This window comes from Pseudomonas guariconensis (assembly GCF_040822035.1).
Lineage (GTDB): Bacteria > Pseudomonadota > Gammaproteobacteria > Pseudomonadales > Pseudomonadaceae > Aquipseudomonas > Aquipseudomonas guariconensis.
Window position 1 is genome coordinate 4,633,867 of sequence record NZ_CP162012.1, and the last position, 23,114, is coordinate 4,656,980.

General features: G+C 63.6%; 22 protein-coding genes. 12 read left to right on the forward strand and 10 right to left on the reverse strand.

All coding sequences use genetic code 11. From position 1 onward, the window contains the following. The first annotated feature begins 132 nt into the window (after window positions 1–132). The 3 genes from AB1N67_RS21475 to AB1N67_RS21485 all read left to right on the forward strand — a co-directional run bounded on the left by AB1N67_RS21475 (window position 133) and on the right by AB1N67_RS21485 (window position 3,275). Window positions 133–822 (forward strand): histidine phosphatase family protein, encoded by a 690-nt coding sequence (locus AB1N67_RS21475; RefSeq protein WP_367863373.1) that lies wholly within the window; start codon window positions 133–135, stop codon window positions 820–822. Window positions 823–969: 147 nt separating this feature from the next. After that, window positions 970–1,884 (forward strand): histone deacetylase, encoded by a 915-nt coding sequence (locus AB1N67_RS21480; protein WP_043210167.1) that lies wholly within the window; start codon window positions 970–972, stop codon window positions 1,882–1,884. 149 nt (window positions 1,885–2,033) lie between these two features. Further along, on the forward strand, window positions 2,034–3,275 hold the full coding sequence (locus AB1N67_RS21485) for a TIGR03862 family flavoprotein (RefSeq protein ID WP_182816486.1): 1,242 nt from the start codon (window positions 2,034–2,036) through the stop codon (window positions 3,273–3,275). A gap of 35 nt (window positions 3,276–3,310) precedes the next feature. Here the strand turns inward: AB1N67_RS21485 and AB1N67_RS21490 are convergent, their stop codons facing one another. Beyond that, window positions 3,311–4,642 (reverse strand): DEAD/DEAH box helicase, encoded by a 1,332-nt coding sequence (locus AB1N67_RS21490; RefSeq protein ID WP_197853403.1) that lies wholly within the window; start codon window positions 4,640–4,642, stop codon window positions 3,311–3,313. A 93-nt stretch (window positions 4,643–4,735) separates the two neighbouring features. Then, window positions 4,736–5,656, reverse strand: a complete 921-nt coding sequence (gene yedA, locus AB1N67_RS21495; RefSeq protein WP_043211230.1) for a drug/metabolite exporter YedA — start codon at window positions 5,654–5,656, stop codon at window positions 4,736–4,738. Window positions 5,657–5,811: 155 nt separating this feature from the next. Here yedA and AB1N67_RS21500 point away from each other — a divergent pair, with 155 nt between their 5' ends. Then, complete coding sequence (locus AB1N67_RS21500; protein ID WP_043211229.1) at window positions 5,812–6,270, forward strand: Lrp/AsnC family transcriptional regulator; 459 nt, start codon at window positions 5,812–5,814, stop codon at window positions 6,268–6,270. A 20-nt stretch (window positions 6,271–6,290) separates the two neighbouring features. Here AB1N67_RS21500 and AB1N67_RS21505 read toward each other — a convergent pair whose 3' ends face one another. Beyond that, on the reverse strand, window positions 6,291–6,773 hold the full coding sequence (locus AB1N67_RS21505) for an NYN domain-containing protein (protein WP_177343708.1): 483 nt from the start codon (window positions 6,771–6,773) through the stop codon (window positions 6,291–6,293). A 108-nt stretch (window positions 6,774–6,881) separates the two neighbouring features. After that, the gene (locus tag AB1N67_RS21510; RefSeq protein ID WP_367863374.1) at window positions 6,882–7,610 is read right to left on the reverse strand and encodes a DUF2076 domain-containing protein; all 729 of its coding nucleotides are present in this window, start codon (window positions 7,608–7,610) and stop codon (window positions 6,882–6,884) included. A gap of 156 nt (window positions 7,611–7,766) precedes the next feature. Between AB1N67_RS21510 and AB1N67_RS21515 the strand changes: the two genes are divergently transcribed. From AB1N67_RS21515 to AB1N67_RS21530, 4 genes are all read left to right on the forward strand, one after another. After that, window positions 7,767–8,423, forward strand: a complete 657-nt coding sequence (locus AB1N67_RS21515; protein ID WP_090346781.1) for a YciC family protein — start codon at window positions 7,767–7,769, stop codon at window positions 8,421–8,423. A gap of 124 nt (window positions 8,424–8,547) precedes the next feature. Next, on the forward strand, window positions 8,548–9,042 hold the full coding sequence (locus AB1N67_RS21520) for a hypothetical protein (protein WP_090346782.1): 495 nt from the start codon (window positions 8,548–8,550) through the stop codon (window positions 9,040–9,042). A gap of 61 nt (window positions 9,043–9,103) precedes the next feature. Further along, window positions 9,104–10,177: an endonuclease/exonuclease/phosphatase family protein gene (locus AB1N67_RS21525; protein WP_090346783.1), complete on the forward strand. Its 1,074-nt coding sequence runs from the start codon at window positions 9,104–9,106 to the stop codon at window positions 10,175–10,177. 116 nt (window positions 10,178–10,293) lie between these two features. Beyond that, window positions 10,294–10,818 (forward strand): hypothetical protein, encoded by a 525-nt coding sequence (locus AB1N67_RS21530; protein WP_324725012.1) that lies wholly within the window; start codon window positions 10,294–10,296, stop codon window positions 10,816–10,818. 59 nt (window positions 10,819–10,877) lie between these two features. On the opposite strand, the gene hrpB is transcribed toward AB1N67_RS21530, so the two are convergent. After that, complete coding sequence (hrpB, locus tag AB1N67_RS21535; protein WP_367863375.1) at window positions 10,878–13,406, reverse strand: ATP-dependent helicase HrpB; 2,529 nt, start codon at window positions 13,404–13,406, stop codon at window positions 10,878–10,880. 118 nt (window positions 13,407–13,524) lie between these two features. Between hrpB and AB1N67_RS21540 the strand changes: the two genes are divergently transcribed. Together AB1N67_RS21540 and AB1N67_RS21545 are read left to right on the forward strand one after the other, a co-directional pair. Next, window positions 13,525–13,944, forward strand: a complete 420-nt coding sequence (locus AB1N67_RS21540; RefSeq protein ID WP_043211235.1) for a hypothetical protein — start codon at window positions 13,525–13,527, stop codon at window positions 13,942–13,944. 21 nt (window positions 13,945–13,965) lie between these two features. Continuing rightward, entirely contained in the window at window positions 13,966–14,835 is an 870-nt protein-coding gene (locus AB1N67_RS21545) for a cation diffusion facilitator family transporter (protein WP_090346786.1), read from the forward strand. A gap of 23 nt (window positions 14,836–14,858) precedes the next feature. Here AB1N67_RS21545 and AB1N67_RS21550 read toward each other — a convergent pair whose 3' ends face one another. Then, window positions 14,859–15,680 (reverse strand): DUF6515 family protein, encoded by an 822-nt coding sequence (locus AB1N67_RS21550; RefSeq protein ID WP_367863376.1) that lies wholly within the window; start codon window positions 15,678–15,680, stop codon window positions 14,859–14,861. 395 nt (window positions 15,681–16,075) lie between these two features. Here AB1N67_RS21550 and AB1N67_RS21555 point away from each other — a divergent pair, with 395 nt between their 5' ends. Continuing rightward, window positions 16,076–16,552 carry an Lrp/AsnC family transcriptional regulator gene (locus AB1N67_RS21555; protein WP_003249795.1) on the forward strand — a complete coding sequence of 159 codons (477 nt, stop codon included), beginning with the start codon at window positions 16,076–16,078 and terminating at the stop codon, window positions 16,550–16,552. 54 nt (window positions 16,553–16,606) lie between these two features. Continuing rightward, window positions 16,607–16,810, forward strand: coding sequence for a DUF2788 domain-containing protein (locus AB1N67_RS21560; protein ID WP_023378567.1), 204 nt, complete (start codon window positions 16,607–16,609; stop codon window positions 16,808–16,810). A gap of 53 nt (window positions 16,811–16,863) precedes the next feature. Here AB1N67_RS21560 and AB1N67_RS21565 read toward each other — a convergent pair whose 3' ends face one another. The 4 genes from AB1N67_RS21565 to AB1N67_RS21580 all read right to left on the reverse strand — a co-directional run bounded on the left by AB1N67_RS21565 (window position 16,864) and on the right by AB1N67_RS21580 (window position 22,870). Then, complete coding sequence (locus tag AB1N67_RS21565) at window positions 16,864–17,499, reverse strand: pseudouridine synthase (protein ID WP_043211222.1); 636 nt, start codon at window positions 17,497–17,499, stop codon at window positions 16,864–16,866. A gap of 6 nt (window positions 17,500–17,505) precedes the next feature. Further along, window positions 17,506–18,993 (reverse strand): AMP nucleosidase, encoded by a 1,488-nt coding sequence (amn, locus tag AB1N67_RS21570; RefSeq protein ID WP_167358127.1) that lies wholly within the window; start codon window positions 18,991–18,993, stop codon window positions 17,506–17,508. Between the two features lie 138 nt (window positions 18,994–19,131). Continuing rightward, window positions 19,132–20,784 carry an acyl-CoA dehydrogenase family protein gene (locus AB1N67_RS21575; protein WP_102082028.1) on the reverse strand — a complete coding sequence of 551 codons (1,653 nt, stop codon included), beginning with the start codon at window positions 20,782–20,784 and terminating at the stop codon, window positions 19,132–19,134. Between the two features lie 94 nt (window positions 20,785–20,878). Next, window positions 20,879–22,870, reverse strand: coding sequence for a hybrid sensor histidine kinase/response regulator (locus AB1N67_RS21580; protein WP_182816495.1), 1,992 nt, complete (start codon window positions 22,868–22,870; stop codon window positions 20,879–20,881). Window positions 22,871–23,114 lie beyond the last annotated feature (244 nt).

The following is a 23,114-nucleotide window of genomic DNA, read 5'->3' on the forward strand; positions in this document are numbered from 1 at the left end:
CGTAGGCGCCAGCGCGCCGTTGGCACTGTGAATGCAATTTTCACACGCACTTCACCGGCCTCCAACAGCCCGCTTCGCACAATGCCGCCATACGCCGCAGCCCACGGCTGCGTCCTGTCATTGGAGTCAAGCATGCACCCGAGCAACACCTTGCAAAACCCCGCCGTACACACGCCCCCCAAACGACGCCGTTACTCACGCAAGGCAATTGCCGCAGCCGCAGGCCTGATGTTGACGCTGGCCGGCCTGACCACCTGGCTTTCGACGAGGACGCACATCGTGGACCTTGGCAACGAGCAACAGCTGAGCGACAGCGGGCTGCTGCAGGATTGGGCGCAGGGAACGGTGATCGTGATGATTCGCCACGCCGAGCGCTGCGACAGCGCGCCCGGCCCGTGCCTGGACGACCCGACCGGGATCACCGTCGCCGGTAGCCAGGCTGCGATGCGCGTCGGTCAAGGCCTGCAGCAACTGGGCCTGGGTACCGCCGATCAGTACAGCAGCCCCAAGCTGCGAACCCGCCAGACCGCACACTTCATTCTCGGCCAGGCCGTGCCCAGTGAAGACTGGCTGGAAAACTGCGACAGCCAGTTTCCTGCCGAAGCCCTCGCCCGCAAGCGCCCTGGTCATAACTTGGTGCTGGTCACCCACAACGGCTGCATCGATCACTTCCAGCGTCAATTGCATGTACTCGGGGGAGAACGCGAAAGCGGCTATGCCAGCGCCCTGTTCGTCTCGGTGGACAGCAACGGCAAGGCGCGGATCCTTGGACGCATGAACGAGCCCGACTGGCAGCGGGTGCTGGCCAGCGCCGGCAAGTAGTGCGCGGCGACCTTACGATCGCCAGCGACTGGATACATCGCCTGGAAACTGAGCCGGCGGTGTCTGGCTGCGCACCGTCTGCCCGCGATGGCGTCCCACTGCGACTGCTGGCAAGATCAATTCTTGGCCCTCACCGCGATTCCTTCCATGCCGTTGCCGCTGATCTACCACGACGACTACAGCCCGGACTTCCCACCCGAGCATCGCTTCCCCATGGATAAGTTCCGCCTGCTGCGCGATCACCTGGTCGACAGCGGCCTGGTCACGGACGAGCAATTGCTGCGCCCGGACATCTGCCCCAACGACATCCTCGCCTTAGCCCATGACCGCAGCTACATCGAGCGCTACATGCAGGGCGAGCTGTCCCGAGAAGACCAGCGACGCTTGGGCCTGCCCTGGAGCGAGGCGCTGGCCCGGCGTACGGTACGGGCCGTGGGCGGCTCGCTGCTGACCGCCGAAATGGCCTTGCGCGATGGCATCGCCTGCCACCTGGCGGGTGGCACCCATCATGCCCACTACGACCACCCGGCAGGGTTTTGCATCTTCAACGACCTGGCGGTGATCAGCCGTTACCTGCTCGAGGCCGGGCGGGTGCATCGGGTGCTGATCTTCGACTGCGACGTGCACCAGGGCGATGGCACCGCACGCATCCTCCACGACACCCCGGAGGCGATCACCGTGTCGCTGCACTGCGAGCAGAACTTCCCAGCGCGCAAGGCCCAGAGCGACTGGGATATCCCCCTGCCCCGCGGGATGGGCGACACGGCGTATCTGAAGGTCGTGGATGACGCGCTCAACTACCTGCTGCCGCTGTACCAGCCCGATCTGGTGCTGTATGACGCCGGCGTGGATGTTCACAAGGACGATGCCCTGGGATACCTGCAACTGACCGACGAAGGGCTGGCCGCCCGGGATGAACGCGTGATGCGTCATTGCCTGGGCCGGGACATTCCAGTGGTCGGCGTGATCGGCGGTGGCTACAGCAAAGACCGCGAAGCCCTGGCCAGGCGCCATGGCATTCTTCATCACAGCGCGGCGCGGGTGCTGGGTTGTGCACAATGACTGTGGAACCGCCTGTGGATAACCTGCGGGAAAGCCTCTGCAGGCCTTTAACCGTCTGCCCCACAAGGACCTGATCATTTTCTGATCAGTGCTTGGACAGGCCTCGCTGGGGTAGAATGCCGGCTCTTTTCCACAGCCTGCCGCCCACCATGCCCGATCAACATCACGCCTCCCCTCCCCTCGTCGCCGTCATCGGTGGCGGCCCCGCCGGCCTGATGGCGGCCGAGGCATTGGCCAATGCCGGCCTGGCGGTGCAGGTCTTCGATGCCATGCCATCGGTGGGCCGCAAGTTCCTGCTGGCCGGCGTTGGCGGCATGAACATCACCCACTCCGAGCCTTATCCCGCATTCATCTCCCGCTATGCCGAGCGTCAGGACAAAATCGACGCGCTGCTACACGACTTCGATGCCGACGCCCTGCGCCAGTGGATTCACGGCTTGGGCATCGACACCTTTGTCGGCACCTCAGGTCGGGTGTTCCCCCGTGACATGAAAGCTGCACCGCTGCTGCGCGCCTGGCTCAAGCGCCTGCGCGAGCGCGGCGTGGTTATCCACACCCGCCACCGCTGGTTAGGCTGGAACAGCGACGGCACCTTGCGGATCGCTTATCCACAGGGCGAGCTGCAGGTGCAAGCCGATGCCGTGGTGCTGGCCTTGGGTGGCGGCAGTTGGGCGCGCCTGGGCTCCGACGGTACGTGGCAATCGTTGCTGGCTGAGCGGGGTGTGGATATCTCACCGCTGCAACCGAGCAACTGTGGTTTCGAGGTTCAGGGCTGGAGCCAACTGCTCAAGGACAAGTTCGCCGGCGCACCGCTGAAGAATATTGCCCTGAGCGTACCCGGCAGCGCCCCGCGCAAGGGCGAGTTCATCCTCACCGCCCAAGGCGTCGAAGGCAGCCTGGTATATGCCTGGTCAGCGGCGGTGCGCGAGGCCATCAACCGAGATGGCCGGGGCAGGCTGCTGCTCGACCTGCTGCCGGACCGCCCTGTGGATAAAATCGTCCAGGCCCTGGCCAAACCCCGTGGCTCTCGCTCGATGGCCAAGCACCTGCAAGGCCAACTGGGCATCGAGGGGGTCAAGGCAGCATTGCTGCGGGAGCTGACCGATCAAGCGACCTTCGCTGATCCCCAAGCGCTGGCGCGGGCGATCAAGGCCTTGCCGATCGAACTGGTGCGGCCAAGGCCATTGGATGAGGCGATCAGCAGCGCCGGTGGCGTGCGCTTCGAAGCGCTGGACAGCGGTTTGATGCTCAAGCAACTGCCGGGGGTTTTCTGCGCAGGGGAGATGCTCGATTGGGAGGCGCCTACCGGCGGATATCTGCTGACGGCCTGTTTTGCCAGCGGATTGCGGGCAGGCAAGGCGGTGGTGGATTGGCTGGCTCGGTGTCGTTGAAACGTTGAGGGGGCCGCTTTACGGCCCCCCAGGCCTCACGGCTTGCGCTTGCGCGGCCCGCTGTTGAAACTCGGCACCTTGCGCACCGGTTTGACCGAAGGCTCCGAGAAACTCGACTCGGCACTGTCCATCCAGCGCCCCAAGCCACGCTTGGCGCTGTTCTCCTTCGGTTTCTTGGGCTTTTTCGGCTTCTTCACGACCTGGCCACTGGCGTCGGTCATCGGCACGCGGTGATCGGGGATGAAGTCCGGTTCTTCGTGTCGCGGCAAGGTCTGGCGAATCAACGCCTCGATGGCCGCCAGCAATTGCACTTCATCGGCGCACACCAGCGAAATCGCCTCGCCCTTGTTTCCTGCACGTCCGGTGCGCCCGATGCGGTGCACATAGTCTTCGGCCACGATCGGCAGATCGAGGTTGACCACCAACGGCAAGTCGTCGATATCCAGGCCACGGGCAGCGACATCGGTTGCCACCAGCACTTGGATCTCACGGGCCTTGAAGGTGTCCAGTGCCCGCTGGCGGGTGGCCTGCGGACGGTCACCATGGATACCGTCGGCATTGACGCCCTCGGCGAGCAACCGCTCCACCAACTGGTCGACACCATTGCGCGTCTTGGCAAACACCAGCACCTGCTTCCAGCGCTGCTTGCGCAGCAGGTGACAGAACAGGTCGGCCTTGCGCTTCTTGTCCACCGGCACCAACCACTGCTTCACGGTGCTGGCCGTGGTATTGCGCGGGCTGACTTCGATGCTCAGCGGATCATTCAAGGCAAGCCCGGCCAGCATGCGGATCTGGTCGGAGAAGGTAGCGGAGAACAGCAACGTCTGGCGTTTGCGTGGCAAGGCGGCATAGACAGCTTGCAGTTCCTCGGCAAAGCCCAGGTCCAGCATGCGATCAGCCTCGTCGAGCACCAGGGTCTGCACCTGGCCGAACTTGACAGCGTTCTGGCGGAACAGATCGAGCAAGCGCCCCGGAGTGGCCACCAGTAGGTCGACGCCACGGCGCAGGCGCATCATCTGCGGATTGAGACTGACGCCGCCGTACACCGCATAGGTGCTCACCGGCAGGTTTTCGGCGTATTCACGGATATTGGCATGGACCTGCTCGGCCAGCTCACGCGTCGGCACCAGCACCAAGGCACGGATCGAGTTGCTGGCGACCTTGGCGCCTTCCAGGGCCAGGCGTTGCAGCACCGGCAAGGCAAAGCCGGCCGTCTTGCCGGTGCCGGTCTGGGCGGCGGCCATCAGGTCGCGGCCGGCCAGCACGGCAGGGATGGCCTGGGCCTGGACGGGGGTTGGGGTGGTGTAGTCCAGGTGCTGCAAAGTGCGCAGCAAGGGTTCGATCAGGCCGAGTTTGGCGAAATTCATGGCAATACCGTCAGGGGGTTCAGCGAAGGCGGCAGTTTACCGCAACCAACGCTGCCCCTGTGGACGCATTGCCGCGCTCACGATACCGCGAGGTTACTTGCACACCTGCTCTTTGAGCGGCGCCGGCGGCTCGGGCGCCTTGCGCCATTGCGGCAAGCCAATCAGCACCACCGCGCCGATGATCACCGCCATGGCCACGCACTCCTCGGCGCCGATGCGCTCGCCTGCAAAGATGATCCCCAGCAGCACCGCCACCGCCGGGTTGACGTAGGCATAGCTGGTGGCCGCGGCCGGCCGCACGTGCTTGAGCAGGTACATGTAGGAACTGAAGGCCAGGATCGAGCCAAAGAACACCAGGTACGCCAGCGCGCCCCAACCGGCTGCGGTCGGCATCTGAGTCAGGCGCTCGCCACTGAGCGCGCTGCCGATCAACAAGGCGGCACCGCCAACGAGCATCTCTGCGGCACTGGCCATCGCCCCCTGGGGCAAGGGCAGGGTCTTGCTCCACACCGAGCCAAAGGCCCAGGCCGCAGCCGCGAACAGAATCAGCGCCGCGCCCATGGGGCTGGCCTGTAGGTTCGAGCCCATGTTGAGCATGCCGATGCCCACCAGGCCCAGGGCGATGCCCGCCCATTCAAGCCGCGAGTTGCGATGACCGAACAACAGGCCAAACACCAGGGTGAACAGCGGCACAGTGGCCACCGCCAGGGCGGCGACGCCCGATGCCACACCGGCATGCTCGGCCAACGTCACGCCACCATTGCCGCAACTGAGCAGCAAAAAACCAATCGCCCCGGCCGCCCGCCATTGTGGCCAGGTCGGCGCCGGCACACCCCGCCAACGCAAGAACCCGTACAGCAGGCTGCCCGCAATGACGAAACGTACCCCAGCCATGAGCATCGGCGGCCAGGACTCCACACCGATACGGATGAACAGATAGGTCGAGCCCCAGACCAAGTACAAGGCCAAAAAGGCACCAATGAGCAACAACGGGAAGCGACGGGAGGCAGGCATGGGAAAACACTCGAAATCCGTTTACGGGTGACTTAGTTTAGGAAGGCGCCACCGCAAATTTAAGTTACAAAACGGCTTTAAATGACCGAAACACTTTGCAATGCATGGTTGTGCAGGGGCTTTACCATCGATTGCAAAGCACACTGGAATCATTCATGGACAAGTACGACCGCATGCTCCTTGCTGCCTTGCTGGAAAACGGCCGGGCCACCTACGCGCAACTGGCGCGCCAAGTGAACCTTTCAGCACCCGCCGTAGCCGAGCGAGTCGCCAAGCTGGAAGCCAGTGGGGTGATCACCGGGTATGCCGCCAAGGTGGATCTGGAGAAAATCGGCCTGCCGATCCAATGCGTGATCGAACTGCGCTTGGCCAGCCACGGCACCCAACAGGCATACGATGCGCTGACCCGCATCCCGCAGCTCACCGAATGCCATCGCGTCACCGGTGACCCCTGCGTGATCATGCAAGCGGCGGTAGCGTCGATGAACGAGCTGGAGGCGCTAATCAACCAGGTATCGCAGCTGGGGTTCACCAAGACATCGATCATCCTGTCCAGTGCAGTCGAGCGGCGAGTGCCGCTCGACCATCTGGAGGGCAACGGCAGGAAGCCCTGAGGCGTTCCAGCCTGTCTGCCTCAATGGCGCAACAGCAGGCGCCCCTCGATCGGTACATATCGGCTGGCCGCCCGGATCAGCGACAACGCGGTAAGCCCAGGCACCCCATAGACCACCGTCTCGACACCATGACGTTGGCTGGCCCGTTCCATCAGCAGATCGAAGTCGCCATCGCCGGAGGCCAGCACCACCTGGTCGACACGGCTGGCGGCATCGATCACATCGAGTGTGATGCCCACGTCCCAGTCGCCCTTTGCCGAACCGTCGCTGCGCTGGATGAAGGGCTTGAGGCGTACCTCGAAGCCGAGGTTGCGCAGGATCTGCTGGAACTGTTGCTGCTTGCTGTCGCCGCGGTCGATGGCATAGGCCACCGCCTCGACGATTTGCCCCTGGCTGCTGACATCAGCCCACAGCGCGGCGTAGTTGAAATGACAGCCATGCACCTGGCGCACGGTGTAGTAGAGGTTCTGCACATCGGCGAACAGCGCGATCTTCTTCACCATGACCTCTCTGGCAGTTGCGCGGGTAACGAAGACTGCCCATGGGATCGGCCTCGTTTCGCGAAAGGGGCGCCGTGTGCGCCCCCAAGTGCAGCCAGTATGCCAGAGGCCTCAGATGAAGGTGTCGTCGTCGGAGAAGAAGCCACCGCCATCGCTACCGTAGTCGCTGTCCATGAAGCCGCCCTGATCGTAGCCATTGTCGGCCACCTGCTGCTGGCTATGCTGGTCGTTCCAGCCGCTGCTATCGCTGGCCGGGGCTGGCTCCTCCTTGATCACCTCGACCACCTCCTCAGGCTGGGAATGATGGTTGAACAGGCTGCTGATACCTTGCGCCAGCAACACGCCACCGGCCACGCCCGCGGCGGTCTGCATGGCGCCGCCAAGGAAACTGCTGGCCCCACTGCGGGCTGGTGCGGCATTGAAACCCGGCTGCGCTTGTGGCTGGGCGAAGCCCTGGGCCGAGGGTTCAAGCCGACCGCCGGCAGGAGCCGCCGGTGCGGCCTGACGCTGTGGCTGCGGCGCGGGTACAGGTTCACGGGAGCCGGAGCCAAACAAGCTCGAGAGAAAGCCGCCGCCCGTACTGCCGCTTCGGCTGGCCTCGGCTTGCGCCTTGGCTTGCTTGAGTTCGGCCTCGAGCTGTTTGTTCTGCTCATCCAGGCGCTTGATCGCCGCCTCCTGGACCAGAATCGCCTGGGCCATGTAATAGGCCGCTGCCGGCTGCTGTCGCAGGTGCTCCTCGATACGCGCCTGGGCCTGGGGATCACGGGCCTGGCCTGCGTCCTCGGCTTGCTTGATGCGACTGAACAGGCCGTCGATCAGGGTTTGTTCTTCAGTGTTCATGGAGCTACCTCGTGCGCTGGGCAATACATCGGATAGCGTCAAAGATGGGGCTCGCCGGCCGGGGATTCAATCGACAAAACAGTGAAACTTTTTTCAGCCAGGGGTGGACTGGGCTAAAGTTACGCCCTGCTTTTTCTGCCATGCGATGTTGACCCGATGAATCCGCTGAGCGTTCTGCGCGACTCCTTGTATTTCTTCCGCCGCCACCTGGTGAGCATTCTTCAACTGTGCCTGCCGCTGGTGATCCTCGAGGCCTTGTGTACCCAACTGCTGTATCGCCAGTTGGGCGACCAGGCTTCGGCGGGCTACGGCATGCTGGTCAGCCTGCTGTTCTACCCGCTGTACAGCGCCGCATTGATCCTTTACATGGATACCCGCAGCAACGGCCAGGACATCGCCAAGCGCAACCTGTTCGCCCGCGCCGTGCAGCTGTGGCCATCGCTGGCGCTGCTGATCCTGATCAGCTCGCTGCTGATCATGGCGGGCCTTGCGCTGTTCATCTTCCCGGGCGTGTGGATCATGATCAATCTGGTATTCGCCGAATACCTGCTGGTCTTGCGTGGCCTGCCAGTGGTTCAGGCCATGCGCGAAAGCGCCAGGATGACCACCGGGCATTTCATGCGCATCTTGGTCTGTGTCGTTGCAGTTCTGGCACCGCTGTGGCTGCTCGACGGCTTGCTGCTGATGGCCTTCCCCGAGCCGCAGCCGGGCGTGCAACTGGCACTGGATAGCCTCAGCGGTTTCCTGCAACTGTTCAGCAGCGTGGTGCTGTACCGCCTGTTCATGCTGCTGGAGAATGACGCGCTCGCCTGAGGCCTCAACGAGTGAGTCCTCTCAGGGAACGACTTCGATCTGCTGTTCAATCAGCGGACCTCTAGAGTGACCCAGCCCCTGTCGATGGACAGGGGTTGGCAATCCACACTCAGAGGATGAACGCATGAGCGACAACACTGCTATACCGAGCTGGGCGGACGAACTCTCCTTCTCGGCCCATCTCTTCGCGCTCGATGGCGTCCAGAGGATCCCCGTCAGCCATCTCTCCCGGTTCTATGCCCCGCTAGGCAGCACCGGCGCCCTTCAACAGGGGACGACAGACGACGGCTGGCTCAGGTTGAACCCCGCGCAGACAGCCATGACGCTGCGTTTCCACTATCACTCCCAGACCCTGAACCGGTTGAATTTCATGCTTTCGCTCGACAGCGACCGGAACCGAAAACTGGGTATCAGCCGCAACGGTTACCTAGGCCTCTACACGTATTCGAACATCGACGACTTCTGGAAGGTCGAACCTCTGGCCTGGAGCGAAAACACCCTTCACTGTCGCATTCGTGACCATCAGGGCCAGCAAGTGAAAGTGCTGGCAAGCTCGCCTCACCACCTGACGGTCAACAAAGGGAACATCCTCGAGTTCTTGGTCGTACGAACGTCGTAAGCTGGCCGACCGACGAACGGCTCGGTTATGCTGGCGCGACCTGCACCGACAAGCCGAGCCGATGATCCGACTACTGCGCAACGTCTTGCTCTCCCTGCTCTTGCTGTTGCCCCTGCCCTGGCTGTTCGCCGACTACCTGGGCTGGCAACCTTCCCCCCGCGAACCGCTGCCGATCGCCTGCCAAGGCAGCCCCCGGTCGCTGCAACCTGGCCAGCCCCTGAAGGTCATGACCTGGAACGTGCAATACCTGGCCGGCAAGCGCTACGTGTTCTGGTACGACCAAGGGCAGGGCAGCGACACCCGCCCCAGCGCAGAAGACCTCGCCTTCAATCTCGACGAAGTCACCCGCGTGATCCGTGCCGAAACGCCGGATGTCATCCTGTTGCAGGAGCTGGACAACAACGCCAAGGCCACCGGCTACCAGGACCAGTTGGCGCTGCTGCGTGAACGCTTGGCCGACCTCTACCCCTGCACCGTCCAGACCTACGAGTGGAAAGCCGATTTCGTGCCTGACCGGCATATCTTCGGCAGTGTTGGCCGCACCCTGGCCACCCTCAGCCGCTACCCGATCGAAAAGGCCGAGCGCCTGCAATTGCCCAACGCGGCGAGCAATGCCCTGACCCGCCTGCAACGCCCCCAGCCGGCACTGCTGGTCAGCTACCTGCCGCTGGCTGACGGGGGACGCCTGGCGGTGCTCAACACCCGGCTCTCGCCCTACCAGCCCGGCAGCGACTTGCAACGCCGACAGGTAGAGCATCTGGCCAAGGTGCTTGATCGCCTGGAAAGCCAAGGCACGCCCTGGCTGATCGGCGGCGACCTCAACCTACTGCCCCTGGGGCAGTACCGTCGCCTGCCGCCGGCACAGCGCGGCAACTACCCGGCCGACAGCGACCTGCACCTGTTGTGGGACAAGTACCCGATGATTCCTAGCAACGCCGAAGCCAGCGGTGCCGAGCGCGCCGCCTGGCTCACCCACTACCCCAACGACCCGGCAGTCAACGGTCCTGACCGCACCCTCGACTATGTACTTCACAGCCCTCGCCTTCAGCGCATCCAGGCCCAGGTACTGCGACAGGACACGCTGCAGATCTCAAACCATCTGCCGCTCATGGCCATCCTGAAAGTGCCTCATTGACGCAGGGTGAGCGTGAAAGCACGGAAAGACCTCCTGCTTCGTCCCAGATCGACGCCTGGGTAGTGTTCTGTTCGTGGGCCACGAGCCCTTGATCAACAGAACCGCAGAGTATTTTCATGAGCAACGACTTCACTAACTGGATCGCAGCAGCTGGATCTTTCGACGCCCACATACATTGCTATGGGGTAACAAAATACTGGGACGGTCTTTCCAACGACTGGAAGGAGTTTCAGTTTTTTGGGGACGGGGCGCCTTCACTCCCACCCTCCCCTGTGCGCCTGAGCAAAGGCCCCGACATCAATGAAGGCTGGCTCATTACCGGGGCGGGTGGAACAGCCACGACTTTCAACATTACATTCGACTCGCAAACGACTAATCGCCTGCATGTCCGCATAAAGGGCACTGGCGGCGACAGCAACAGGCAAGTCGAGATCAGCCGCAATGGTTATCTCGGGCTTTACCGGGGTGATTCGAACGTTGATGTGTTGAAACTCGAGCCGCTGGAATGGACTGAGAACACACTGACCTGCCGGATCCGGGATCACCTGGGGCACACCGTGAAAATCGCATACGAATGGCAGGTCTACCTGAACGTGCAAGCCGGGGAGGACGCAACATTCATCATCACCCGGCAGCAATGACTGCCGGATGACTGCCCGCCCGGCTCTATCGTGTCAACACGCAGCGCCTCTAGACCTCATCAGGTCCCTCTGGGCTTGGCCCTCGCCGTGGCTTCGGCGACGAGCGGGTCGTCGGGCCAATAATGCTTGGGATAGCGACCTTTGAGGTCCTTCTTCACCTCGGCATAGGTGGTACGCCAGAAGTTGGCCAAATCCTGGGTCACCTGGACCGGGCGGCGCGCCGGGGACAGCAGGTGCAGTTTGACCTGCTGACGGCCTTGGGCGATGCGCGGCGTATCGGCCAGGCCGAACAACTCCTGCAGGCGCACGGCCAGAATCGGCGGGTTCTCGCTGTAGTCCAGGCGAATGCTCGAGCCGGATGGCACGGTCAGGTGCGCAGGGGCCAGCTCCTCCAGGCGCTGCGGAAGCGGCCAGGGCAACAGGTTGCGCAGGATCGACGGCAGGTCCAGCTGGGCGAAGTGGCTGAGGCGAGACACCTTGCCCAAATACGGCTGCAGCCAGCTTTCCAGGCTGGTAAGCAGGGCTTCGTCACTCAAATCGGGCCACTCGCTGTGGCCGTCCTTGTTGATGTCCAACTGACGCAACAGCGCGACCCGCGCCTGCCATTGACGCAGTTCAGGTGTCCAGCTCAGCAGGTTCAAACCCTTGCGTCGCACCAGGCCCAGCAATGCCTTGGCGCGGGCCTCGTCATCCAACCCTGGCAAGGGTTCGCGACTGAGCACAAGCTCGCCGACCTTGCGTTGGCGCTCGGCGCGCAGCACCTGCTCGCGTTCGTCCCAGTCCAGGACATCGAGTGTCTCCACCTGCTCGGCCAGCACCCCCTCGAACAGGCCCGGATCGAACTCAGCTGCCAGGTAGATGCGCTCCTCGCGCTGCCCTTGACGGCTGCCCAGGTCCGCGACGACCAGCCAGGGACACTTCATGAGCGCATCCACCTCGGCGAACAGCGCCGCGCGTCCATTGGCCAATCGGTACTCGGCGCTACCCTCGCGCCGCTGCTGGGCCACCCGGTCGGGATAGGCCAGCGCCAGCAATGCCCCCAACCAGCGGGGGTGATCGACATCGACGACAGCAGCGCCCCGCATGCCGCGCAGCAGGCCCCGGTACTGGCGCGCCAATTGCCGGGCGCGCTGCACGCCCCCCTGACCACCACGGGTCGCTTTAGTCTCGCCGCTGAGCAGGGCCAACCGGCTGTGCAGGTCGGCGCCTGCCCCGCGCAGGATGTCGCGCTCACCGAGCAGCGCGGCCACATCGCAGGCCATGTCGGCCAGGCCCAGTGCCTGGCCACGCAATAACAGATGGGCAATGCGCGGGTGCGCAGGTAGTTCAGCCATGGCCTGGCCGTGTTCGCTCAGGCTCTCGCGACTGCCCGGCTTGAACGCCCCCAACCGGGCGAGCAGGTCGCAGGCCTGGGCGTGGGCAGCGCTCGGAGGTGGATCCAGCCAACGCAACTGATCGGGCCAGACACCCCAGCGCGCCAGTTGCAGGGCCAGACCGGCCAGATCGGCCTGGAGGATCTCGGCGCTACCGTGGGCCGGCAACTGATCGTGCTGAGCCTCGGACCACAGCCGGTAGCACACCCCAGGCTCCAGACGCCCTGCTCGACCGGCGCGCTGGGTAGCGCTGGCGCGAGAAATGCGCTGGGTCTCCAGACGCGTCATGCCGCTGCCGGGGTCGAACCGAGGAACACGCGCCAGACCGGCGTCAATGACCACGCGTACACCGTCGATGGTGAGACTGGTCTCGGCGATGTTGGTGGCCAGCACCACCTTGCGCAGGCCCTTGGGCGCAGGCTCGATGGCGGCGCGCTGAGCATTGAGCTCGAGTTCGCCATGCAATGGGCACAGCAGCACATCCGAGCGTTCGCCCAATGCCTCTTGCAGCGACTGATGGACCCGCCGAATCTCGGCCTGCCCCGGCAGAAACACCAGCAGGCTGCCGGGCTGTTCGGCCAGCGCCTGGAGCACGCAATCGACCACCCGCGGCTCGACGAACTCGCCTGGCTGATACGGCCTGCTCCAACGAATATCCACAGGGTGCATGCGCCCCTCGCTGCTCACTACCGGGGCATCGTCGAGCAGGCGCGACAGCCGCTCACCTTCCAGGGTGGCGGACATCAGTAGAATCTTCAGCGGCGGCTCGTCGCGCAGCAGTTCCCGGCCATTGAGGCTCAACGCCAAGGCCAGGTCGGCGTCCAGGCTGCGCTCGTGGAACTCGTCGAAGATCAGCAGACCCACCCCCTCCAGCGCAGGGTCGGCCTGCAGGCGACGGGTAAGAATGCCTTCAGTGACGACCTCGATGCGGGTATCGGGCCCGACCTTGCTGTCCAGGCGGATGCGGTAGCCGACAGTCTCCCCGACCTTTTCGCCCAGCTCGCTGGCCAGGCGCTCGGCCGCCGCCCGGGCCGCCAGACGGCGGGGTTCGAGCATCAGGATGGTCTGCCCGGCCAGCCAGGGCTCATCGAGCAGGGCCAAGGGTACCCGGGTGGTCTTGCCGGCGCCGGGCGGGGCTTCGAGTACGGCCTCATCGCGCTCGCTCAGGGCTTGACGCAGAGCGGGCAGTACGGCATCGATTGGTAATGAAATCATGGTGGTCCTCGAACAATCGTCCGAGTATAACGGCGAACCGAGCCTGCCTTATCATGGTCTTAAACATCAGGACCAGGCGACCGGCCTGGTCCTCGTTGGTCACTTTGCGGAGATCCCAATGCGCATCCCTACCCGCGTCATCGGTGGCGCGCTCATCGTCACCCTGCTCACCCAACTGACCGCTTGCGGCACGCTGTTCTACCCCGACCGGCGCGGCCAGATCGAAGGTAAGATCGACCCCGTGATCGCCGCGCTCGACGCTGTGGGTCTTCTGTTCTATGTCATCCCCGGCCTGATCGCCTTCGGCGTCGACTTCGCCAGCGGGGCCATCTATTACCCGCCCGGCGTCACCGCCCACATCGACCCGGTCAAGCTCAAACCAGCCATCAATGCCGATGGCCAGGTCGACAAGGCCAAGCTGCAAGCTATCCTCGAAAGCGAACTGGGCCAACGCCTGCCGCTGAACGACCCTCGGCTGATCCAGCACCGGGGCAGCGTCGAGCAGTTGGCCGCCTATGGCCTGGTACCGGCCGCCTGATCCAGGGAACGCACCTGCGGCATGACTTCGAGCGCCGAACACCAACGCCTGCTACGCCTGGCCACGCGCGCGTCCCTGGCCGTGGCCACGATCCTCGTCGTGAGCAAGGCGGTCGCCTGGTGGCTGAGTGATTCAGTCAGTCTGCTGGCCGGCCTGACCGACTCGGCCCTCGACGCCGTCGCCTCCTTCCTCAACTTACTGGCCGTGCACTACGCCCTGCGCCCGGCCGACGACGATCACCGCTTCGGCCATGGCAAGGCCGAGGCGCTGGCCGGCATGGCCCAGGCGCTGTTCATAGGCGTCAGTGCGGTGCTGATCGGCGTGCAGGCAGTCGATCGCCTGCAATCGCCGCAACCGCTGGGCGATACCGCTGCCGGCATCGCAGTGATGCTGCTGTCGCTTGTCCTGACCCTGGCCTTGCTCACGTTCCAGCGCAAGGTCATCCGCGCCACCGGCTCCACCGCGGTGCGCGCCGACTCGCTGCACTACCGCTCCGATCTGCTGCTCAATGGCAGCATCCTGCTCGCCCTGATGCTGGCGCGCTTTGGCTGGCCACAACTGGATGCCTTGTTCGGTCTGGGGATCGCCCTGTATATCCTCTGGAGCGCCGTGCAGATCGCCCGCGAGAGCACGGCGATCCTGATGGACCAGGAACTGCCGGCCGATATCGGCGAGCGCATGCTCGAACTGGTCTGCGCCATCCCCGGCGTCAAAGGCGCCCACGACCTGCGCACCCGAGTATCGGGCAACCGCTGGTTCGTCCAACTTCACTTGGAGCTTCCCGGCGAGCTGAAACTACATGACGCCCACGAATTGTGCGTGCAGGCATCAGCTGCCATCCGCCAGCGTTACCCGCGAGCGGACGTGATGGTGCATGCCGATCCGGTGTAACCCGTCGATCAGGTCCGCAGCCTTCAATTCACGCTGTAGTCCCGGGCACTGAGGCAATCGGCCAGTACCCGATGGTAGGCATCGGCCACATGGGCCGGTGGCGCGACGGCCGCCGCGGCCGGATCGAAACCGGACTGCTGCACGGCCTGGCGATGACACTCATAACGGTCCTGGTTCTGCTGCCGAGGCGTTTGCCCGGACAACGGATGGGCGATCACGTCATATCCAGTACTCAACTGCGGCCCCGGCGCGGGCAGGATGTTGGGGGGATTGACCACCACATATTCCTGGCTGTCGCTCAGGTATTGGTAATAGGTGTTCGAGACCTGGAAGAACAACGTGCCATCGAACCAGACCTCCTGGGCGTAGACCGGCAGGTAGCCGACCCGCACGCCATAGGGTGGCCTTACCAGCACATACGCGCCGCCTTGCGGGCGATACCAGTAGCCGCTGGAATAGTAGTAGTCCTGCCCCTGATGGGGCACCTTCCAATAACGGTCCGGGAAGTGGTCGATCCTGTGTCCGGGATGGTACTGCGGGCCAGGCCCCCAGCCATCGCCATGGCCGTCGGGACGCCCGGGCCAGTCTCCACCTGGACGCTGCCCAGGCCCACCCGCTTCCCAGTGAGAGCCGCCATTGCGCCGGGGGATGTCCTGGTAATACCCCTGGCGCGGCGGCTGGGTCTGGCGCACCTCGTCACGCGAATTGAGTGGCGAGCGGCCCATGGTCGCGCCGTTGGGGTCCTGCGCGCCCTGCCCCTCGCCTGCCCCTTGGGCCCATGCGCCCAGGCTGATGCCCAGGCCCAGCAAACCAACACCTGCCCATTGCCGGATGCGCGACCTCATGTTGCCCTCTCGATGGTAAGAACTGCATTGGAACTGCATGCAGTCTATCGCGGCGAGGGCAGATGCAGATGATTCCGGGCATGAAAAAAGGGAGGCCATGGCCTCCCTTTGGGAATTGTCGTCCGTGCTCGGCGCTTGTGGCGTCGGCTCACCTCACATCGTCTTCTGGACGGTGCGTAGCCCGGGGGCCTGGCGGATCCTGTTGGATGGCTGGCCGCGACGGCCTTCCTGAGGCCGGTCGCCGTGGACTGTTGTCCGGGCAGTGATTCTGTTGGTAACGATACGGGAGGCGGCGGAGCAGAGGATTGCGAATATTGCTCAGATAAATAGCACTTGCGCAATTTTTAACCCTGGATTGATAATTCGCAGCAATCCGAACAGAAAAGGCCATTTCCATGAGCAAGCTCGACCGCTATGACCTGAGCATCCTTGCCGAATTGCAGCGCGACGCCCGCATCTCCAATCAGGAGTTGGCCGAACGTATCGGCTTGTCCCCCTCCCCTTGCTCACGGCGGGTCAAGCAACTGGAAGACGACGGCTACATCTCCCGCCAAGTAGCCTTGCTGGACCGCAAGAAGCTCGGCCTTAGCCTGACCGCCTATGTGCTGATCGGCATGGACCGCCACACCCCCGAGCGCTTCGAGACTTTCGAGGCCGCCATTCGCAACTTGCCCCAGGTGCTCGAATGCAGCCTGGTCACTGGGATGGATGCCGACTATCAACTGAAAGTCGTGGTCCCGGATATGGACCATTACCAGAAACTGCTGCTCGGCAGCCTGACTCGCATCGAAGGCGTCACCAGCGTGCGCTCGAGCTTCGTGCTCAACCAAGTGCTGGCCAGCACTGAACTGCCGTTGACGCATCTGCGCTGACCGTCCCCTGCCGCCCCGCTTATAATCGGCGCTCAGCCTGCCTGGAGAACACTGATGGATCCCGCCGTATTCGAAGAATGGATGATGATCGTTCTGGTGACCGTGCTGATCGGTTTCATGGGATTCATCGTCTGGGACCTGGCAAAGAAGTCCAAGGCAGGCCGCTTCGGCACCTTGATTCTGTTTTTCGTCCTGGGCCTGGGTGTGCTGGCCTTCATCATCAAGAGCGTGGTGGTAGGGTTCCTCGAAGGGGTCTAGCCGCACGGGGAGGAGCGCTGGCCAGAGACTGTGATGGGCTGCGCAGTAGCCGCCTAACGAAGTAGCTTCGGCGCAACCTCCCGCCAGCACCCTTGCTCCAGCCCATCCAGCGCCCAATCGCCGATCCTCACCCGCACCAACCGTAGCGTGGGCAGCCCCACTGCCGCCGTCATGCGTCGCACCTGGCGGTTGCGCCCTTCCCGAATCACCAGCTCAAGCCAATGAGTCGGTACGCTCTTGCGAAACCGCACCGGTGGATTGCGCGGCCAAAGCACTGGCTCCTCAAGCAACCGGGCCTCGGCGGGCAGTGTCGGCCCATCGTTGAGCTCGACCCCCTCGCGCAACTGCTGCAGTTGCGCCTCGCTCGGCTCACCTTCCACCTGCACCCAATAGGTCTTGGGCAACTTGTGCTTGGGATCGGCGATGCGCGCTTGCAGCCGACCGTCATTGGTCAACAACAGCAGGCCTTCGCTGTCACGGTCCAGGCGCCCGGCCGGATAGATGCCAGGAATGTCGATGTAGTCCTTGAGCGTCGCGCGCCCCTCGCCATCGCTGAACTGGGTCAGCACGTCGAAGGGTTTGTTGAACAGGATAAGGCGGGGTTCGGCCGGCGGCGCCTTGGGCTGGCGGCGCGGACCTGTGGGCCGCGCCTGGGGACGGCGCGGCTTGGAACGGGGTGGCAGGGACATGGATCCTCAGCGGAACGGCGGCTCATCGAAGCTGCGCAGTTTACGCGAGTGCAGCGAATTGAGCTCGGTACGCAGCAAATCCAGGGCCGCGATGCCGATCTTAAGATGTTGACTGACCGCACGGTTATAGAAGGCATTGGCCGACCCCGGCAGCTTGATCTCGCTGTGCAGCGGTTTGTCCGAAACGCACAGCAAGGTGCCGTAAGGCACCCGCAGGCGATACCCCTGGGCAGCGATCGTGCCGCTCTCCATGTCCACCGCCACGGCGCGGGACAGGTTGATCAACGGTCGCTCCTGGGCCCAGCGCAGCTCCCAGTTGCGGTCATCGTAGGTCAGCACGGTGCCGGTGCGCAGGCGCTTTTTCAATTGCTCGCCACGCTCGCCGGTCACCTGCGCCGCGGCCTCCTGCAGTGCCAACTGCACTTCGGCCAGGGCCGGGATCGGGATATTCGGCGGCACCACCCGATCGAGAATGCCATCGCGACGCATGTAGGCGTGGGCGAGCACATAGTCGCCGATGGTCTGCGATTGGCGCAGGCCTCCGCAGTGGCCGATCATCAGCCAGCAATGCGGGCGTAGCACGGCCAGGTGATCGGTGATGTTCTTGGCATTGGACGGGCCGACGCCGATATTGACCAGAGTGATGCCATCGCCATCGGCAGCGATGAGGTGGTAAGCCGGCATCTGGTAACGGTGCCAGACCACACTGGCCACCAAGGCCTGGGTCTCGTCGTCGTCCATGCCCTTTTCGATGATGACATTGCCCGGCAGGACCATACGCACGAAGCGCGAATCCTGACGCAGTTGCTCCAGGCCATGACCGATGAATTGGTCGACGTAGCGATGGTAGTTGGTCAGCAGGATCCACGGTTGGACATGCCGCCAGTCGCTGCCGGTGTAATGCACCAGGCGGCGCAGGGAGAAGTCCACGCGGGCGGCATCGAACAGTGCCAGTGGCAGGGTTTCGGCGCTGCCCCAGTCGCACAACCCGTCGGCGATGTTGTCGGTGGCCGCCGACAGGTCGGTGCTGGGGAAGACCCGCGCAAGCTCGGCGGCAGTGATGCCACTGCCGGCCAGCTCATCGCCTTGGTCGACCACATAAGGGTAAGGAATGTTCTGTTCGCTGACGCCCACTTCCAGGGTCACGGTGTAATCGTGCATCAGCGGTCGCAGTTGCTCGAGCAGGTAACCGCGAAACGCCGCCGGCTGAGTGATGGTGACGCTGTAGGTACCTGCCACCTGCACCTTGGCATAGGCCCGGGTGGTGGCGGCCACTTCACCATGGCTGTAGTAGGTCAGGCGCAGGGCGGGATAACGAAACAGCGCCCGCTGGTCGTCGTCCGGCTCGGTGCGGTCCTTGAGGTAGCGCTTGAGGGCCTGGCTGAGGGCGCCGGTGGCCTGTTCATGCAAGGCCGCCAGACGATCGACGGCCTGTTCAGGTGTATCAACGACTACAAACGCTTGGCTCACGCTGGTCTTCCTGTCTTCTGACATGCATGGCTTCCATCTTGCCTGCCTTCTGTTGCAATTACATCCTTGACAATCGTATTCGCCCTCACCGCTGACACACCTGCTCCTACCTGGTCCGCACGGGGTCCCTGTGGGCGCGGGCCTGCCGGCGAACAGGGCGCCTCAGGCCGACCAGACCGGCGTCGCCCGCGCCACCAACGCCTGCGCATCGACACCCCTTGGCAATGCCCCATAGACCCGCCCACCCGCGCCCAACCGGCTGGCGATGAAGGCGTCACTGACCGTCGTATTGCCCGCTTCGATCAACAACTTGGCCTGCAAGGCCACGGCGATGTCTTCAGTCAGTTGCCGGGCGCGGTACTGGATATCACCGGTATCGGCGAATGCGCCCTTCAGGTTGCCGATATGCGCCGCCAGGCGCGGGTCGCCGTGGCCATCGCCAAGTTCGGCGAACAATGCGTCGAGCACGCCCGGCTCTTTGGACAAAGCGCGCAGCACATCCAGGCATTGCACATTGCCCGAGCCCTCCCACGTGGAGTTGACCGGTGCCTCGCGGTAAAGGCGCGGCAGGATGCTGTCCTCCACGTAGCCCGCACCGCCCAGGCATTCGGCAGCTTCGTTGATCATTGCCGGAGCGCGTTTGCAGATCCAGTACTTACCCACGGCGGTCACCAGGCGTGCAAAATGCGCCTGCTGTGGATCGTCCAGTTGGTCCAGCGCCTGTCCCATGCGCAGGCTCAACGCCAGTGCCGCTTCGCTTTCCAATGCCAGGTCGGCCAGCACGTTCTGCATCAATGGCTGTTCGCTCAACATGCGCCCACCGACCTTGCGATGGGCGCAATGGTGCGCGGCCTGGGTCAGCGCCTGTCGCATCAAAGCGCTGGAGCCGACCATGCAATCGAAACGAGTCATGGCCACCATTTCGATGATGGTCGGCACTCCACGCCCCTCTTCACCGATCATCCACGCCAGGGCGCCGCGAAACTCCACTTCGCTGGAAGCATTGGAGCAGTTGCCGAGCTTGTTCTTCAGACGCTGGATATAGAACTGATTGTGCGTGTCGTCGGGGCGGTGGCGTGGCAGCAGGAAGCAGCTCAAGCCCTTGTCGGTCTGGGCCAGCGTCAGGAAGGCATCGCACATTGGTGCCGAGCAGAACCACTTGTGGCCGACCAGCTCGTACGCCTGGCCCGGGCCCGGGGCTCCGACCGGATAGGCCCGGGTGGTGTTGGCCCGCACATCGGTGCCGCCCTGCTTCTCGGTCATGGCCATGCCGAGGGTCACTCCGGCTTTGTGCCGGTCGCCCACGTTTCGCGGGTCGTACTCGCGCGCCAGTACTTTGGGCAACCAGTATTCGGCCAGCTCCGGCTGCAGTCTCAAGGCCGGCACCGCAGCGAAGGTCATGGTCAGGGGGCAGCCAGTGCCTGCTTCTGCCTGGCTGTGCAGGTAGGTCATCGAAGCGCGCGCGACATGGGCGCCGGGACGAGGTTCGGCCCAGGGCAAAGAAGGCAATCCATGCTCGACCGCCGTGCGCATCAGCTCGTGATAGGCCGGATGGAATGTCACCAGGTCGATGCGGTGACCATAACGGTCATGACTGCTGAACTCCGGCTTGTGGGCATTGGCCAGAAAACCCGCAGCCATCAGTGGGCCGCCGGCCAAGGCACCGTAGGCGTCGATCCGCGACTCGGCCCAGCCGGCACCGAAGCGCCGGGACCACTCCTGCAATGGCTGGTCGAGGCGGTACAGGTTGGCGCCGTCGAGCGACGGCGGCTGGTTAGTGACTTCGTGGGTTTCAGCGAACTGGTGCAGGTTCATCGGGGGCTCCCTGGATCCGGTCATGCCTGAAAGCCCCAGTGAAGCACTCCTTGAAGGTCAGTCAAAGTGTCAAAAACGACTAACTCGCCCGTCCTTAACCGCCCATTGCCCCCGAGGCCAACCGGCCGGACGGCCATTGCGCCTGGGCTACGGACAGGTTCAAGGACAGCTCGAAGCGGCTGCCCAGCCCGCGGGTCGACTCATGGGCCAAGCGGGCGCCGATCAGCTCGCCCAGCTGACGGCAGATCGACAACCCGATGCCCAGCCCCCCATAACGGCGGGTCATCGAGCCATCGACCTGGAAGAAGCGCTGGTAGAGGATGGCCTGGTCCAAGTCGTCGAAGCCAATGCCGCTGTCGCTGACGGTGAAGGTCAACGCCAGGTTGTCTGGCCCGAGCCTGCGCCCCCGCACCTGAATCACCACGCCGCCCTGGTGAGTGAATTTCAGGCCGTTGTCCACCAGACAGGCCAGGCAGCGCAGCAGTTTCTGCGCATCGCCAAGCAGCTCGTCGGGCAGCTCCGCTGGGATATCCAGGCTCAGGTACAGGCCTTTGCCCAGGGCACGCCCGGCGAAGCCTGCCCGCAGCTCCTGCAACTGCCGGCGCAGGCTGAAGGGCGCGGCATGGGGCCGCAGACGCCCCGCCTGCAGCTCGGTGAGCACGAGGATGTCGTCGACCATAGCCATCATGTCCTGGGCGGAACCTGTGGCGGTGCGGTGATACTGGGCGTGCTCGGCCGTCATCGGCAGGGTGTGCATCAGCTCCAGCGAGCCGATCACGCCGTTCATCGGTGTACGCAGCTCATGGGTGACCGTGGCCAGGAACTCGTCCTTCAGACGGTTGCTTCGGGCCAGTTGCTGGTTGAGCTGCTCCAGGGTGCGGCCAGTGTCGCGCAAGGCCTGGGCCTGCTGTTCGCGCAGGCTGTTGATACGATCGGCCAGAGCCAGGGACAGCAACGCCACTTCCAAGGCCGAGCCCAGTTGGCTGGCATACATGGTCAGGAATACGTTCGGCAGGTAACCGAGCACCATCAAGGTATTGACCAGCCCGCCCAGGAGGAACGCGGTCCAGGCGATGATGAACCAGCGCGCCACCCGTACTCCATGCCACCAGGCATAAAGCCCGGCGGTGAAGATGCTTACAGTGAACAGCAGCGCCAACAGCGTCGCCATACGCAAAGCCAGGCCGTAGGGCATGGTGACTGCCAGCACCATGACCAGCCCTCCACCGGCCATCAATCCCAGCAACAGCCGGTCGAAGCCACGGCTGAGGCCGCCTAATTGCAGGAAATGCCGGGCGAACTGGCAGCCGAACAGCCCCGCTGCACCAATGAACAACGGCGTGGCGGCATTGGCCCACCAAGGGCTGTCCGGCCAAAAATAAGCGACACCCGCGCCGTTGACCGAGACTTGGTAGAGCCCGAATGAGGCGATATAGAGGATGTAATACAGGTAGCTGACGTCGCGGACGCTGAGGTAAATGAAGAGGTTGTAAACCAGCATCACCAGCAATACGCCGTAGATCATGCCCAGTACATAGAGGCGAGTTGGCTGCTCTTCCATGTAAGCCTCGGTTGACCATAACGCCACCGGTGCCTGGATCGATCCCTGGCTTTGCAAACGCAGGTAGGCCGTGGTCGCCTGACCTGGGTTCAAAGGCAGCTCGAATAGATAGTTGTTCTGGCGGATCTGCCGGCTGGCATAGGGCAAGGCATCGCCTGTGCGCTGAACCAGACGATAACTGCCATGGCCATCAGGCAGATAGAGATCCAGGTGATCCAGCGGTGGATAGGCCAACTCCAACAGCCACTGACGGGAAGGTGCGGTAGGTGGGCTGATGTTGCGCAGGTCGATCTTCAGCCAGAACACCGAAGTGGAATAGCCCGCGTTCAGGACATCCTCACGATGCTGCCGGAAACGGCTGGCGAACGCCGGCGAACTGACCTGGGTGATGCTGGCGCTGCCATCGCGGTCTTCGAAGACCTGCATGACTTGACCCAATGGAAGGTACCGGGTGGCGCTGTCGAAATCGACCGCTCCGGCGAACAGGGGCACACAGCCCAAAAGCATGATCAGCAAGTAGCGCATACAGCCCCAGCATGGCCTGTCCAGTCGCGTCGTGGTGGCCTCCCTTCCCTTTGAGACGACGAATTCCGGCAGCGCCTATTTGTCGAGTTATCCGAGCACTCTAGCATAGCCTTCGGACAGGGCAACCAGCCACTTCAAATTTCAAAGTAAAGGCTCTATCTCAATGCTTACAGAAAGACAAAACACAAAAATCTGACCACTTGATCAACAAAAGCCATCAGCAGGGCGATTCGCCCCCACAGGT